Source organism: Nonomuraea sp. NPDC049684, from assembly GCF_044465345.1.
Lineage (GTDB): Bacteria > Actinomycetota > Actinomycetes > Streptosporangiales > Streptosporangiaceae > Nonomuraea.
The window spans coordinates 16481-30865 of sequence record NZ_JBITLO010000003.1 but is presented as its reverse complement, the minus strand read 5'-3'; the positions used below and the strand labels follow the sequence as shown (position 1 = coordinate 30865).

12 protein-coding genes are annotated in these 14385 nt (G+C 72.2%); 5 read left to right on the top strand and 7 right to left on the bottom strand.

What is annotated here, in order from left to right:
* Nucleotides 1–27 precede the first annotated feature (27 nt).
* Nucleotides 28–249 (bottom strand): hypothetical protein, encoded by a 222-nt coding sequence (locus ACIBST_RS10660; RefSeq protein WP_397170780.1) that lies wholly within the window; start codon nt 247–249, stop codon nt 28–30.
* A 190-nt stretch (nt 250–439) separates the two neighbouring features.
* Between ACIBST_RS10660 and ACIBST_RS10655 the strand changes: the two genes are divergently transcribed.
* Together ACIBST_RS10655 and kstD are read left to right on the top strand one after the other, a co-directional pair.
* Nucleotides 440–1330 carry a YihY/virulence factor BrkB family protein gene (locus tag ACIBST_RS10655; RefSeq protein ID WP_397170778.1) on the top strand — a complete coding sequence of 297 codons (891 nt, stop codon included), beginning with the start codon at nt 440–442 and terminating at the stop codon, nt 1328–1330.
* A gap of 74 nt (nt 1331–1404) precedes the next feature.
* Entirely contained in the window at nt 1405–3162 is a 1758-nt protein-coding gene (gene kstD, locus ACIBST_RS10650; protein WP_397170777.1) for a 3-oxosteroid 1-dehydrogenase, read from the top strand.
* Between the two features lie 3 nt (nt 3163–3165).
* Here kstD and ACIBST_RS10645 read toward each other — a convergent pair whose 3' ends face one another.
* On the bottom strand, nt 3166–3795 hold the full coding sequence (locus ACIBST_RS10645; protein WP_397170775.1) for a hypothetical protein: 630 nt from the start codon (nt 3793–3795) through the stop codon (nt 3166–3168).
* Nucleotides 3796–4039: 244 nt separating this feature from the next.
* Here ACIBST_RS10645 and ACIBST_RS10640 point away from each other — a divergent pair, with 244 nt between their 5' ends.
* Both ACIBST_RS10640 and ACIBST_RS10635 read left to right on the top strand, forming a co-directional pair.
* Nucleotides 4040–5440 (top strand): APC family permease, encoded by a 1401-nt coding sequence (locus ACIBST_RS10640; RefSeq protein WP_397170773.1) that lies wholly within the window; start codon nt 4040–4042, stop codon nt 5438–5440.
* Nucleotides 5441–5547: 107 nt separating this feature from the next.
* Nucleotides 5548–6111, top strand: coding sequence for a dihydrofolate reductase family protein (locus tag ACIBST_RS10635; RefSeq protein ID WP_397170771.1), 564 nt, complete (start codon nt 5548–5550; stop codon nt 6109–6111).
* A 164-nt stretch (nt 6112–6275) separates the two neighbouring features.
* Here the strand turns inward: ACIBST_RS10635 and ACIBST_RS10630 are convergent, their stop codons facing one another.
* The 5 genes from ACIBST_RS10630 to ACIBST_RS10610 all read right to left on the bottom strand — a co-directional run bounded on the left by ACIBST_RS10630 (nt 6276) and on the right by ACIBST_RS10610 (nt 12851).
* Nucleotides 6276–8228, bottom strand: coding sequence for an ABC transporter ATP-binding protein (locus ACIBST_RS10630; RefSeq protein ID WP_397170769.1), 1953 nt, complete (start codon nt 8226–8228; stop codon nt 6276–6278).
* Nucleotides 8225–9961: an ABC transporter ATP-binding protein gene (locus ACIBST_RS10625; RefSeq protein WP_397170768.1), complete on the bottom strand. Its 1737-nt coding sequence runs from the start codon at nt 9959–9961 to the stop codon at nt 8225–8227. The genes ACIBST_RS10630 and ACIBST_RS10625 overlap by 4 nt, the downstream gene beginning before the upstream one ends.
* A complete protein-coding gene (locus ACIBST_RS10620) occupies nt 9961–10584 on the bottom strand; it encodes a TetR/AcrR family transcriptional regulator (protein WP_397170766.1) in 624 nt (207 codons plus the stop codon). Before ACIBST_RS10620 ends, ACIBST_RS10625 begins: the two co-directional genes overlap by 1 nt.
* Before the next feature lie 71 nt (nt 10585–10655).
* A complete protein-coding gene (locus ACIBST_RS10615; RefSeq protein WP_397170765.1) occupies nt 10656–12383 on the bottom strand; it encodes an MFS transporter in 1728 nt (575 codons plus the stop codon).
* Nucleotides 12384–12548: 165 nt separating this feature from the next.
* The gene (locus tag ACIBST_RS10610; protein ID WP_358298325.1) at nt 12549–12851 is read right to left on the bottom strand and encodes a 4a-hydroxytetrahydrobiopterin dehydratase; all 303 of its coding nucleotides are present in this window, start codon (nt 12849–12851) and stop codon (nt 12549–12551) included.
* 376 nt (nt 12852–13227) lie between these two features.
* On the opposite strand from ACIBST_RS10610, the gene ACIBST_RS10605 reads away from it, so the two are divergent.
* Entirely contained in the window at nt 13228–14334 is a 1107-nt protein-coding gene (locus ACIBST_RS10605; RefSeq protein ID WP_397170764.1) for an NAD(P)/FAD-dependent oxidoreductase, read from the top strand.
* Nucleotides 14335–14385: the final 51 nt, after the last annotated feature.

The following is a 14385-nucleotide window of genomic DNA, read 5'->3' as shown; positions in this document are numbered from 1 at the left end:
TCACCCGCCGGGAGCCTCCCGGCGCGGTCACCAGTCCAGCGTGACGGGCGAGCCGGGCCGTACGCCTCCGAGCAGGCCCTCGACCAGCCCGGCCAGCCCCGGCGGGAAGACCCGCTCGGTGGTGCGGCCGAGCTCGCCCGCGCTCCACCACCGGTGCCCGAGCCCGTCGTCAGCGGGCTCGGGCACCTCCATGCCCGGAACCCGGGCGAAGAAGTACGTGTGCACGGTGTGGAACCGGCGTCCCCCCACCGCCCACTCCCCCGCATTGACCGCCACCGGCCCCCCAACTCCGCAGCGCCAACCACGAACCCGGTCTCCTCCCCCACCTCCCGGCAGGCCGTGCGTGGTGGGTGCTCGTCTGTCGATCCGCTCTTGGCGGTACGGTGAGCACCCGGCGGCGTACGGCCACCGGGACGGAGAGCGAAGGGAACCCCGCGCCATGAACGCCACCGGACGGGACAAGGGCCCGGCGGCGGCCTGGCGGCGGGCCCGCGACCGGCACGGCTGGCTCGACCACCTGTCCCGCGCCGTGCTGCGCTACGACAAGGCCGACGGCGGCCGGTTGTCGGCGGCCCTCACCTACTACTCCTTCTTCGCCACCTTCGCCCTGGCCCTGCTCGCGTTCGGCATCCTCGGCCACGTCATGGACGACCCGACGGTCCTCGCCACGGTCCAGCACTACCTGAGCGAGAACTTCCCGCGCCTCGACGTCCAGGCGTTACGGGAGGCCGGGGGCACGGCCGGCGCGGTGGCCTTCGTCGCGCTGCCGATGACCGGGCTGTTCTGGATGGACACCCTGCGCTCGGCCACCCGGGCGATCTGGGGGCTGGAGGAGTATCCGGGGCGGTTCTTCCTGCGCCAGCTCATCGACCTGGGCGTGATGGCCGGGCTCGGGATGCTGCTCGCCCTGTCGCTCGCCGTCGCCTTCGCCGCCGAGCGGCTGCTGACCTGGCTGGCCGTGCTCACCGTGGGCGTCGAGGCCCTTCCGGCCCAGTGGGTGCTCACCGCGGCCGGGATCGCGCTCGGCCTGGGCGTGAACACGCTGCTGGCCATGGCGCTGCTGACCGCGCCGCCCCGGTTGCGGGTGCCGCTGCGCCGCGTGATCGGCCCGGCGCTGGTCATCACCGCCGGGCTGGAGATCCTCAAGACGATCGGCCAGGTCTACGTCAACCTCACCGCGGCCAATCCCGCCTACCGGGTGGTGGCGGGCGCGGCGGGCATGCTGCTGTTCCTGAAGGTGCTCAACCAGCTCATCCTGTTCGCCACCGCCCTGACGGCGACCGCCACGTCGGGCCACGTCAAGGATCTGGCCGTGCGGCGGGCCCGTTGACAGGCTAACCAACCAAGCGCATGCTCGTTTCGGCGAGGGGGCCGACCGGCTCTCCCCTGTCGAAGGGATCATCGATGCGACCAGCCTCAGCGGCCTCCGACGACCTCACCCCCCGCGGGCGCAGCCGCCGCACCCTGCTCGTCGCGGGCGGCATCCTGGTCACCGGCGCCGCGCTCGGCCAGGATCCGGCCTACGCCGAGGCCGACTACGACGTGGTGGTGGTCGGCTCGGGGGCCGCCGGGATGACCGCCGCCCTCACCGCCGCCAAACGCGGCCTGAGCACCGTCGTGCTGGAGAAGGCGCCGACGTTCGGCGGGTCGGCGGCGCGGTCGGGGGCGGGCATCTGGATCCCGTGCAACGAGGTGATCCTGGCCGCCGGGGTGCCGGACACGCCCGCCAAGGCCGCCGCCTACCTGGCGCGCGTGGTGGGCGACACCGTCCCGGCCGCGCGACAGCAGGCGTTCCTGAACGCGGGGCCGCAGATGATCTCGTTCGTGACGCGCAACAGCCCGCTGCGCTTCCGGTTCATGGAGGGGTACTCCGACTACTACCCGGAGTTCCCGGGCGGGATGCCGGGCGGGCGCTCGATCGAGCCCGACCAGTTCGACGGCAACCTCCTCGGCCCGGAGCTGGCCCGGCTGAACCCGCCGTACATGGCGACCCCGGCGGGCATGGTCGTCTTCAGCGCCGACTACAAGTGGCTGACGCTCGCCCTGGTCAACCCGAAGGGCGCGGAGGTGTCGGCGGCGTGCCTGCTGCGGGGCACGCAGGCGGCGCTGCGCGGCGAGAAGCCGCTGACGATGGGCCAGGCGCTGGCCGCCGGGCTGCGCGCCGGGCTGCTGAACGCCGGGGTGCCGGTGTGGCTGAACACCCCGCTGCTCGGCCTGCACGTCGTGGGCGGCCGGGCCGCGGGCGTGGTCACCCCGGCCGGGGTGGTCAGGGGCAGGCGCGGGGTGATCGTCGCATCGGGCGGGTTCGAGCACAGCGCGGCGATGCGCGCCGAGTTCCAGCGCCAGCCCATCGGGACGAGCTGGACCGTCGGCGCCAAGGAGAACACCGGCGACGGCATCGAGGCCGGCGAGCAGGCCGGCGGCGCGCTGGACCTGATGGACGACGCCTGGTCGGGCCCGGTGATCCCGCTGCCCGGCGAGCCGTACTTCTGCCTGGCCGAGCGGACCCTGCCGGGCTGCGTCATCGTCAACGGCGCCGGCCGGCGCTTCGTCAACGAGGCCGCGCCCTACAGCGACGTCGTGCACGTCATGTACGACCGCAACACCCCGTCCGACCCGCACATCCCCGCCTGGCTGATCGTCGACCAGCAGTACCGCAACAAGTACCTGTTCAAGGACATCGCGCCGCTGCTGCCCTTCCCCGACTCCTGGTACGACAGCGGCGCCCTGTTCAGAGCCCCGACGATCGAGCAGCTCGCCCGCAAGATCGGGGTGCCGGAGGCCGCCCTGCGCGCCACGGTCACCCGCTTCAACGGCTTCGCCCTGGCCGGACGGGACGCCGACTTCCACCGCGGCGACAGCGCCTACGACCACTACTACGCCGACCCGTACGTCCGGCCGAACCCGTGCCTGGCGCCGCTCTGGCTGCCGCCGTTCTACGCCTTCAAGATCGTCCCTGGTGACCTGGGCACGAAGGGCGGCCTGCGCACCGACGCCCGCGCCCGCGTCCTGCGCGCCGACGGCTCGGTGATCCCCGGCCTGTACGCCGCCGGGAACGCCAGCGGCGCCGTCATGGGCCACAGTTACGCGGGCTCGGGCTCGACCATCGGACCGGCCATGACCTTCGGCTACGTGGCCGCCAACGACCTGGCCGGCGGCTGACCGTCAGTCGGCCGTGTAGCTGATCGACCGGACGTCGTAGCCCCTCGCCGCGGAGCCGTGGACGTGCATGAACATCGCGCCGCCCTCGTAGGACCAGGCGCACGCGTAGCCCTTCGGCTCCTTGGCGCAGCCCTGGAAGTGGTGGGTGACGCCGCGCGGGTCGTACCTGACCCGGAACAGCGTCCGCACCGCGCCCTCGGCGCCGACCTCCAGCGCGGCGTACCGGTCGCCGCGCTTCCAGGCGTCGAACAGGTGCCCGGCCGCGGCGGACGGCCGCACGACGTGCCGGGACAGGTAGACCTTGGTGACCTTGGAGCCGGTCACGGTCATCGCGATGCCGTTGAGGCCGCCGGGCACGCGCACGCTGGTGTGCACGTACCGGCACACGCCGCGCGAGCAGCCGTCGAAGCGGTCGGGCGCGCGGTAGGCGTAACCGAAGATCGTGCGCACCGCGGCGGGGGTGGCGACCCCGGCCGCGGCGGCGCGGTCGCCGGCCAGCCACGCGCGGAACAGCTTGCCCGCCACCGTGCCGGGCGCGGGCGCGGCGGCGAGCGCGGGGACGGCGGGAAGGCCGAGCGTCAGCGTGGCGGTCGCCGCGAGGGCGGCGCCGCCGAGAACCAGTCGTCTGGACACGCCCCGACGTTAGGACCCGCCCCTTGCGCGGGGATTGCTCCCGGCTTGCAACCCTCACCACCGGCGTACCGGGGTGACAGCTCAGCGTGACGACGTGTTCACGGATGACAAGCGGGGATCGTACAGTGTCAGGATGACGGTCGAGATCACGTGGTCGCGGCGGCGCGCGGCGACCGGCCGGGGCTCGCCGTCGCCCGCGCCCATGACCTAGCCGTCATCCTCACGGACGAGAAGGACCACCCCCATGGCTCAGATCAGTCCCCCCAGCCCGCCCGAGGCCGGCAGCGGCCGGCCCAGCCTGAAGCGGGTGATGGGCCCCGGCCTGCTGCTGCTGTTCATCGTCGGCGACATCCTCGGCACCGGCATCTACGCCCTGACCGGCCAGGTCGCCGGCGAGGTGGGCGGCGCGGCCTGGCTGCCCTTCACGATCGCCTTCGTCGTCGCGCTGATCACCGCCTGCTCCTACCTTGAGCTGGTCACCAAGTATCCGGAGGCCGCGGGCGCCGCCCTCTACGTGCACAAGGCGTTCGGCAAGCACGCGCTGACGTTCCTGGTGTGCTTCGCGGTGATGTGCTCGGGCATCACGTCGGCGTCGGCGGCCTCGCGGGCCTTCGCCGCCAACCTGGCCACCGGGTTCGGCCTCGACGCGGGCAACGGCGTCATCCTGCTGATCGCCGTGGGGTTCATGCTGCTGATCCTGGCCGTCAACCTGCGCGGCGTCGGCGAGAGCGTCAAGCTCAACGTCGTGCTCACCGCGGTCGAGCTGTCGGGGCTGCTGATGGTGATCGTGCTCAGCGGGTACTTCATCTCCGGCGGCCACGCCGACTTCTCCCGCGTCGTCGCCTTCGAGACGCCCGCCGACAAGGGCGTGTTCCTGGCCGTCAGCGCCGCGACGTCGCTGGCCTTCTTCGCCATGGTCGGCTTCGAGGACTCCGTCAACATGGCCGAGGAGACCAAGAACCCGACCCGGATCTTCCCGCGCATGATGTTCGCGGGCATCGGCATCACCGGGGTGATCTACGTGCTGGTGTCGGTCTGCGCGGTCGCCGTCGTCCCGGTCGGGCAGCTCGCCGCCAGCGAGACGCCGCTGGTCACGGTGGTGCAGACGGCGGCTCCCGGCGTGCCGATCGCCTCGCTGCTGCCGTTCATCTCGATGTTCGCCGTCGCCAACTCGGCGCTGATCAACATGCTGATGGCCAGCCGGCTGCTGTACGGCATGAGCAAGCAGGGCGTGCTGCCGCCGTTCCTGTCGGCGGTGCACGCCACCCGGCGCACGCCGCACGCCGCGATCCTGTTCACCACGGTGATCGCCATCGCCCTCATCACGTTCGTCTCGCTGGTCCCCGACAGCCCGGTCGTGGCGCTGCTGGGCGGCACGACCTCGCTGCTGCTGCTGGCCGTCTTCGCGGCGGTCAACGTGGCGGTCCTGGTCCTGCGCCGGGACGTCACCGGCGCCGAGCACTTCAACGCGGGCCGCGTGCTGCCCGTGGTGGGCACGGTCACCTGCCTCTACCTGGTGCTGCCGTGGTCCTCCGGCCGTCCGGCGGGCCAGTACGAGATCGCCGGGATCCTGCTGGTGATCGGCGCGATCCTGTGGGCGGCGTCCTGGTCGTCGGCCAGGCGCCGGGCCGCCCGACGACCGTGAGCACTGCGAACTCGAGCCCGGAACCTTAAGCCCGGCGGAAGCAGAACGTAAGCCTGCTCCGGCACTCTGGGAACCACACAGAGCGGAACCGGAAAGGACACAGAGAAATGCGCAAGGTCAAGCTGCAGCTCCAGATCACCGCGGACGGCTTCGTGGGCGGCCCCGGCGGCGAGATGGACTGGGTCACCTTCCCCTGGACCGACGACATCAACGCCCACGTGGCGGCGCTCTGGGAGCCGGTCGACACCATCGTGCTGGGCCGCAAGCTGGCCGAGGGGTTCATCCCGGCCTGGGAGTCGCGGCCGGCGGGCGAGACCGAGGAGGGCATCGACAAGATGATCAACACTCCGAAGGTCGTCATCTCCCGCAGCCTCACCGAGTCGCCCTGGAAGAACGCCGTCGTGGCGGGCGGCGACCCGGCCGAGACCGTCAACGAGCTGAAGGCGAAGCCCGGCGGCGACGTGATGGTGGCCGGCGGCGCCTCGATCGGCCGGCAGCTGATTTCGCAGGGGCTGATCGACGAGCTGCACCTGTTCGTCAACCCGGTGGCGATCGGGGCCGGGCTGCCGCTGTTCCCGGCGGGCGAGGGTTACCAGCGGCTGCGCCTGGCCGGCGCGCGCGCGTTCGACTGCGGCGTGGTGGGCCTGCACTACGAGCCGGAACGTTCCTGACCGGTCCGCCCTCCACTGTGGCGGCCGTGAACCGCGGAAGGCGAATGGGAGCACGTGCCCGGGAATGGCCTCCCGGGCACTTCGCTTTTTGGTCAGAACGCCGCTGACCAGGAGATAGTCCGGCCGTCAATGACGGTAAAGCGAAGGCCCGGGAGAATCGGCGGTCAGTCCACCTCGACGGCGGCCTGGGCGAACTGGGCGGAGTAGAGGCGGGCGTAGGCGCCGTCCGCCGCCAGGAGGGCCTCGTGGGTGCCCTGCTCGACGATACGGCCCTCCTCCATGACCAGAATGAGGCTGGCGTCGCGGATCGTGGACAGGCGGTGGGCGATCACGAAACTGGTCCGGCCCTCGCGCAGCGAGCTCATCGCCCGCTGGATGAGCACTTCGGTCCGCGTGTCGACCGAGCTGGTGGCCTCGTCCAGGATGAGGATCGCCGGCTCGGACAGGAACGCGCGGGCGATCGTGATGAGCTGCTTCTCACCCGCGCTGACCGTGGCCCCCTCCTCGTCGATCACCGTGTCGTAGCCGTCGGGCAGCGTGTGGGCGATGCGGTCGACGTGGGCGGCGCGGGCGGCGGCCTCGATGCGCTCGCGGGTGGCGCCCTCGGCCCCGTAGCCGATGTTCTCGGCGATCGTGCCGCCGAACAGCCAGGTGTCCTGGAGCACCATGCCGATGTCGGCGCGCAGCTCCTCCCTGGACATCTCGGCCGTGTCGACGCCGTCGAGGGTGATGCGGCCGCCGGTCACCTCGTAGAACCGCATGATGAGGTTGACCAGGGTCGTCTTGCCCGCTCCCGTGGGGCCGACGATGGCCACGGTCTGGCCGGGCTCCACGGTCAGCGACAGGTTCTCGATCAGCGGCCGGTCGGGGGCGTAGCGGAAGGAGACGTTCTCGAACGCCACGCGTCCCCGCAGCTCGGCGGGACGGGCGGGCTCGGCCGGCTCGGCCGACTGCTCGGGGGCCTCCAGCAGCTCGAACACCCGCTCGGCCGAGGCGACGCCCGACTGGACGAGGTTCGCCATGCCGGCCACCTGGGTCAGCGGCTGGCTGAACTGCCGGGAGTACTGGATGAACGCCTGGACGTCGCCCAGCGAGATCGAGCCCGACGCCACCTTGAACCCGCCCACGACGGCGACCAACACGTAGTTGACGTTGCCGATGAACATCATCGCCGGCTGGATGACGCCGGAGATGAACTGGGCGCGGAAGCTGGAGGCGTACAGGGCCTGGTTGTGCTCCTCGAAGGTGGCGGCGGCCTCCTGCTGGCGGCCGAAGACCTTGACCAGGGTGTGGCCGCCGTACATCTCCTCGATGTGGCCGTTGAGCTTGCCGGTGGACGACCACTGCTTGACGAACTGCGGCTGCGACCGCTTGCCGACGACGGCGGTGACGTAGACCGACACGGGCACCGTGACCAGGGCGATGAGCGCCAGGACCGGCGAGATCCAGAACATCACCACCAGGACGCCCACCACGGTCAGCACCGAGGAGATGAGCTGGCTCATGGTCTGCTGGAGGGTCTGGGCGATGTTGTCGGTGTCGTTGGTGGCGCGGCTGAGGATCTCGCCGCGCGGCTGGCCGTCGAAGTAGCTGAGCGGCAGCCGCGCCAGCTTGGCCTCGATCCGCTCGCGCAGCCGGGACGCCGCCCGCTGGACGACGGTCGTCGTCAGCCGGAACTGCGCGATGCCGAGCAGCGCCGCCACCACGTAGATGGCCAGCACCCAGCCCAGGACGTGGGCCAGGGCGGTGAAGTCGATGCCCTGGCCGGGCACGACGTTCATCGAGGCCACCATGTCGGCGAAGTTGCCCTCGCCCCTGGCGCGCAGGCCCGCCACGGCCTGCTCCTTGGTGAGCCCGGCGGGCAGCCGGGCGCCGATGATGCCGGAGAAGATCAGGTCGGTGGCGTGGCCGAGGATCTTGGGCCCGGTGACGGTGAGCGCGACGCTGGCCGTGCCGAGCGCCAGCACGACGCCGAGCATCGCGCGTTCGGGCCGCAGCAGGCGCAGCAGCTTGCGCAGCGTGCCGCCGAAGTCGAGCGCCTTCTCGGCCGGCCCGGCCATCATCCTGCCCGGCCCGAAGGCGGGCTGCGGGCGGCGCGCGGGAGCCTGGGCGGTCATGCCGCGGCCTCCTGTTCGGTGAGCTGGGACAGCACGATCTCGCGGTAGGTCGGGCAGGTCTCCATGAGCTCGGCGTGGTCGCCGCTGCCCACCACCCGGCCCTCGTCGAGCACGAGGATGCGGTCGGCGTCGCGGATCGTGTTCACCCGCTGGGCGACGATGACGATCGTGGCGTCGGCGATCTCCTTGGCCAGGGCGGCCCGCAGGCGGGCGTCGGTGGCGTAGTCGAGGGCGGAGAAGGAGTCGTCGAACAGGTAGATCTCGGGCCGGTGCACCAGGGTCCTGGCGATGGCCAGGCGCTGGCGCTGGCCGCCGGAGACGTTCGTGCCGCCCTGGGAGATCGGCTCGTCCAGGCCGCCGGGCATCGCCTCGACGAACTCGCGGGCCTGGGCGATCTCCAGGGCCCGCCACAGCTCCTCGTCGGTGGCGCCGGGCCGGCCGTAGCGCAGGTTGGAGGCGACGGTGCCGGAGAACAGGTAGGGCGACTGCGGGACCAGGCCGACCGCGCGGGACAGCGCCGCCGGGTCGAGGTCGCGGACGTTGACGCCGTCCACCAGCACGTCGCCGGCGGTCGCGTCGAACAGCCGGGGGACGAGGTTGAGCAGCGTGGTCTTGCCGCTGCCGGTGCTGCCGATGATCGCGGTGGTCCGGCCGGGCCGCGCGGCGAAGCTCACCCCGCACAGCACCGGGTCCTCGGCGCCCGGGTAGCGGAAGTCGACGGACCGCAGCTCCAGCTCGCCCCGGTGGCCGTCGGGGGTGACGGGGTCCGCGGGCGGGTGGACGGTGGGGTCGGTGCCGAGCACGTCCTCGATGCGCTCGGCGCAGACCTCGGCGCGCGGGATCATCATGAACATGAACATGGCCATCATCACCGACATCAGGATCTGCATCAGGTAGGAGATGACCGCGGTCAGCGCGCCGACCTGCATGGTGCCGTCGGCGATGCGGTGGCCGCCGAACCAGATGACGGCGACGCTGGAGACGTTCACGACCAGCATGACCGAGGGGAACATCAGCGCCATCAGCCGGCCGACCCGCAGCGAGACGTCGGTGAGCCGGTCGTTGGCCACGCCGAAGCGCTCGCGCTCGTGCCGGTCGCGGACGAACGCCCGGATGACCCGGATGCCGGTGATCTGCTCGCGCAGCACCTGGTTGATCCGGTCGATGCGCTCCTGCATGGTGCGGAACAGCGGCCGCATCCGCCAGACGACCAGGCCGACGATGACGATCATCACCGGCAGCACGACGAGCAGCAGCGACGACAGCGCGGTGTCCTGGCGCAGCGCCAGGACGATGCCGCCGACGCACATGATCGGCGCGGCCACCATCATCGTGAACGTCATCAGCACGAGCAGCTGCACCTGCTGGACGTCGTTGGTGGTCCGGGTGATCAGCGACGGCGCCCCGAACCTGTTCACCTCCTGCGCCGAGAAGCCCTGCACGCGGTGGAAGATCGCGGCGCGCAGGTCGCGGCCCAGGGCCATCGACGTCCTGGCGCCGTAGTAGACGGCCACGATCGAGCAGACGATCTGGACGAACGTCACGCCGAGCATCACCAGCCCGACGCGCATGATGTAACCGGTGTCGCCGGTGATGACGCCGTGGTCGATGATGTCGGCGTTGAGTGTGGGCAGATAGAGCGTGGCCAGTGTCTGCACGAACTGGAAGAGGACCACGAGGGTGATCTCCTTCCCGTACGGCCTGAGCTGGACCCGCAGCAGGCGGAGCAGCATCAACGGACGCTTTCTGTGGAGGGGGTGCGGTAGGAGGGCAGCAGCAGCCCGTCGAGCAGGACGGAGACGAGTTCGTCGTCGTCCATGTCGCCGAAGTCGTCCGACAGGCCGAAACCGCGGTGGACGCTCACCGAGACGAGCATGAGCAGCAGTTGCGCCGTGGCCATGGGCGAGCGGCGCAGATGGTCGCGGTCGGGCTCGACGAGGGCGGCGAGCGCGGCGGTGATGCGGGCGCGGCTGTCCATCATGTGCTCGCGGAACTCGGCGTCCTCGGCCATGAGCTCGCGGGGCACGGTGAAGAGGTTGACGTTGGCCTTCATGCCGGCCCGCAGCAGCGCCGCCACCTCGCGCAGCCGGTCGCGCAGCCCGGCGGTGGCGCCGATGGCGGCGAGCGCGTCCTCGGCCGGTCGGGGGTCGAACGCGCTCATCAGGGCCGCGCGCAGCAGCGTGGCCTTGTCGGGGAAGACGCCGAAGATCGTGCCCTCGGCCACGCCCGCGGCCTCGGCGATCTGGCGGGTGCTGACGGCGGTGCCGTGCGCGCGCAGCAGGGGGACGGTGGCCTCGATGAGGGCGGCACGGCGGTCTTCGGGCGCCATCGCGGGCACCCGTCGCCTCTTGGTCATGCGGACGAGCGTAATGAGTGAGTACTCGCTCGTTCAAATCATTATTTGCCGGACATGTATGTCGGGGCGGGTCACTCCGTCCTGTCGGCGGCCAGGTTCTTGAGCCACACGCCGGCGCCCCGCAGGAGAACGTCCAGCTCACGGCGGAGTTCGGCGTTCTCGCGGCGCAGCCGGAGCAGTTCGTCCCGCTCGGTCAGGGAGAGGACGCCGGTTGCCTCCGGCTGGACCGGCCGCGGGTGGTGGCGGGCCTCGGGAGCCGGGTCGTGCGTGCGGAACGCGTCCTCCCAGGGGCCGAGGACACCGGCGGCGGCCGGAGCGGGCCCGGCCGCCGGGGCCGCGGGGGTCGCCGGGGTTGCCGGGGACGCAGCGGGGGTCGCGGCGGCGACAGGGGCCGGGGCGGCGGCGGCCTTGGCCTTCGGCAGCGTGAGGGTGACCAGCGCGGCGACCACCGCGACGCCGCAGCCGATGAGCAGGGCGGTGCGGAAGCCGGTCTCCGAGGGCAGCGTGTGGCCGCCGACCGTCACGGTGAGCTGGGCCAGGACGACGCCGATCACGGCGGCGCAGACCGAGGTACCGATGGAGCGCATCAGGGTGTTGAAGCTGTTGGCGGAGGCGGTCTCGCTCCTCGGCACCGCGCCCATGATGAGGGCGGGCATCGCACCGTACGCCAGGCCGACCCCGGCGCTGCCGACGCAGCCGGCGATCATCAGGCCCCAGCTCCAGCCCATGAGGCCGAGCGCGGTGCCGTAGCCGGCCGCGATGACCAGCGCGCCGACGAACAGGCTGGTCCTGGGCCCGCGGGCGGCCGACAGCCGGGCGCCGAGCGAGGAGACCGCCATCATCGTCAGCCCGGACGGCGCCATCCAGAGCCCGGCGGCCAGCATCGACTGGCCCAGGCCGTAGCCGAGCGCCGCGGGCAGCTGCAGGATCTGCATGAGGACCAGCGACTGGGCGTACATGGCGAAGCCGACGAGGATCGAGGCCACGTTGGTGAGCAGCACCTGCGGGCGGGCGGTGGTGCGCAGGTCCACGAGGGGGTCGCGGACGCGCAGCTCCCACAGCCCCCACAGCAGGGCGAGCACCACCGCGCCGCCGAGCAGCCCGAGGGTGGTGCCGCTCGACCAGCCCCAGTCGCCGCCCTTCGACACGCCGAGCAGCAGGCAGACCAGCGCCGCGCCCAGGCCGAGCGCGCCGACCAGGTCGAGCCGGGCCCGGACGGCGGCGGCGGGCGTGGCCGGGACCAGCAGCCAGATCAGCACCGCGACCAGCACGCTCAGCGCGGCCGAGCCCCAGAACAGCACCCGCCAGTCGGCGTACTCGGCGACCGCGGCCGAGATCGGCAGCCCGAGCGCGCCGCCGATGCCCATGGACGAGCTCATCAGCGCGATGGCCGGGCCGACGCGCTGGGGCGGCAGCAGGTCGCGCAGCGCGCTGACGCCGAGCGGGATCATGCCGACGCCCAGCCCCTGGAGGCCGCGTCCGGCGATCATGGGGATCAGTGAGCCGGACAGCGCGCACACCACCGACCCGGCGATGAGCGGCACCGAGCAGACGAGCATCATGGTGCGCTTGCCGTAGAGGTCGCCGAGCTTGCCGATCACGGGGGTGGCGACCGCGCCGACCAGCAGCGTCACGGTGATCACCCATGACGTGTCGGCGGCACCGGCGTGCAGCAGCCGCGGGAGCTGGCCGATGAGCGGCACCACCAGCGTCTGCATGAGCGAGCCGACGATGCCGGCGACCGCGAGCACGCTGACGATCCCGCCGCCGGAGCGCGGGCTGGGCGCGGAATGCACCATTTATCCCCCTATTGTCCGAATGCACCCTACACAGGATGTGCCCCCTGCACAACCTGTGCGCCCTGCACATTGAGCGGTCCGCACAAGCCGGACTGCCCCCGGAAGGCGCGCCGTCGTGACCCGGGCCGCCGGGAGGACGGCCGCGAGTCGCGGGTTGCCGCGAGGTCAGCCGCGGTCGCGGGCGCCGCCGTCGAGGACCTGGTCGATGTGGGCGGCGAGTTCGACGTCGCGCTCGGTGACCCCGCCGGCCTCGCCGGTCGAGAGGCGGAAGCGGATGCCCTCCGCCGTCCGCTCGATCTCGGCCTGGTGCCCCAGCGTGGCGCCCTCGTTGTGCACCGCCTCGCTCAGCCAGCCGTAGCTGTCGGGCGTGATCGGCACGTCCTTGACCAGGGCGTCGCCGTCCCGCCGCCAGCCCTCCAGCGCCGCCAGGGCGGTGTCGATGTCCTCGTCGGTCAGGCGCTCGGCCATGTTGCCCCCCAAGTCGTCGGCTTCCCGACGCTCGGCTACCACCGATGAGCCGCTTCACACCCGCCGCGCCCCCGTTCGCGGTCCCGCCGCGCCCGGCGGCGCCGGGTTTCGGACGTCCGGCGGCGCGCCGCCCAGCGGCCGGATCTGACACTCGGAGCGCACGCCTGCGCCGTTTCTGACATAGGGGTTGACGCCGCCGGGACGCCCGGCCACCGCCGCCGAGCCCCTGACAGGCCGGTAATCACAAGATCGTTTATATAAATGCTTGAATTACCGCATTTATGACCTGACTTACTACGCATTTCGGGCAAGTCATTTCTGTCAGGACACACAAACTGTTTGCCGAAACACAGTGAAATGTGATCAGTTTACGGACGTGAGAGATTTTCTCATTGTCGGGGGCGGCGTCGCGGGCGCCTGCGCGGGGTTCTTCCTCGCCAGGTCGGGCACCGTGACCCTGCTCGAAGCCGAGCAGGTCCCCGGCCACCACTCGACCGGACGGTCGGCGGCGCTCTTCTCCGAGTACTTCGGCAACCGGGCCGTCCGGGCTCTCACCGCGGCGAGCAGGGACTTCCTCGCCGCGCCCCCGCCGGGTTTCGCCGACGTCCCGCTGCTGAGCCCGCGCGGCGTGCTGGCGCTGTGCCCGCCCGGCGGCGAGAAGCCGTTCGACGAGGCGCTGGCCGAAGGGCGGCGGGCCCCGACGCCGGCCGTGGAGATCGACCTCGCGCAGGCCCAGGCGCACTGCCCGATCCTGCGTCCGGGCCGGTTCAGCAGGGCGATGCTCAAGCCCGGCGCGATGGACATCGACGTCGACGCCCTCCACCAGGGCTTCCTGCGCGGCATCAGGGCGCGGGGCGGCCAGGTGGTCACCTCCGCCCGGGTCCGGGCGCTGTCGCGCGCGGGCGGCGTCTGGCGGGCGGTCACCGACGCGGGCGAGCACGCCGCGCCGATCCTGGTCAACGCGGCAGGGGCGTGGGCCGACGAGGTCGCCGGGCTGGCCGGGGTGCGGCCGGTGGGCCTGCGCCCGCTGCGCAGGACCGCGTTCCTGGTGGACCTGCCCGAGGGGACGGACGCCCGGTCCTGGCCGATGGTCACCGACGTGGCCGACACCTTCTACGTCAAGCCCGAGTCCGGGCGGCTGCTGGTCTCCCCTGCCGACGCCACGCCCGTCCCGCCCTGCGACGCCCGCCCCGACGACCTGGACGTCGCCGTCGGCGTGCGGCGCGTCCAGGAGGCCACGACGCTGGAGATCCGCAGCGTCCGGCACGCCTGGGCGGGGCTGCGCAGCGAGGTGGCCGACGGGACGCCGGTGATCGGGCCGGACCCCGGCGCGCCGGGGTTCGTCTGGCTGGCCGCCCTGGGCGGCTACGGGGTCCAGACGTCGCCCGAGGCGGGCCGGCTCGCCGCCGCCGCGGCGACGGACGGGGCCGCCGAACCGGCGTACGCGCCGGGCCGGCTCCGGAACGACTTGGAACGCCTATGAGGAAGGCGACGGGGGCGTGTGGGGCAAGGGGGCCGGTCGCCGTTCGTACAT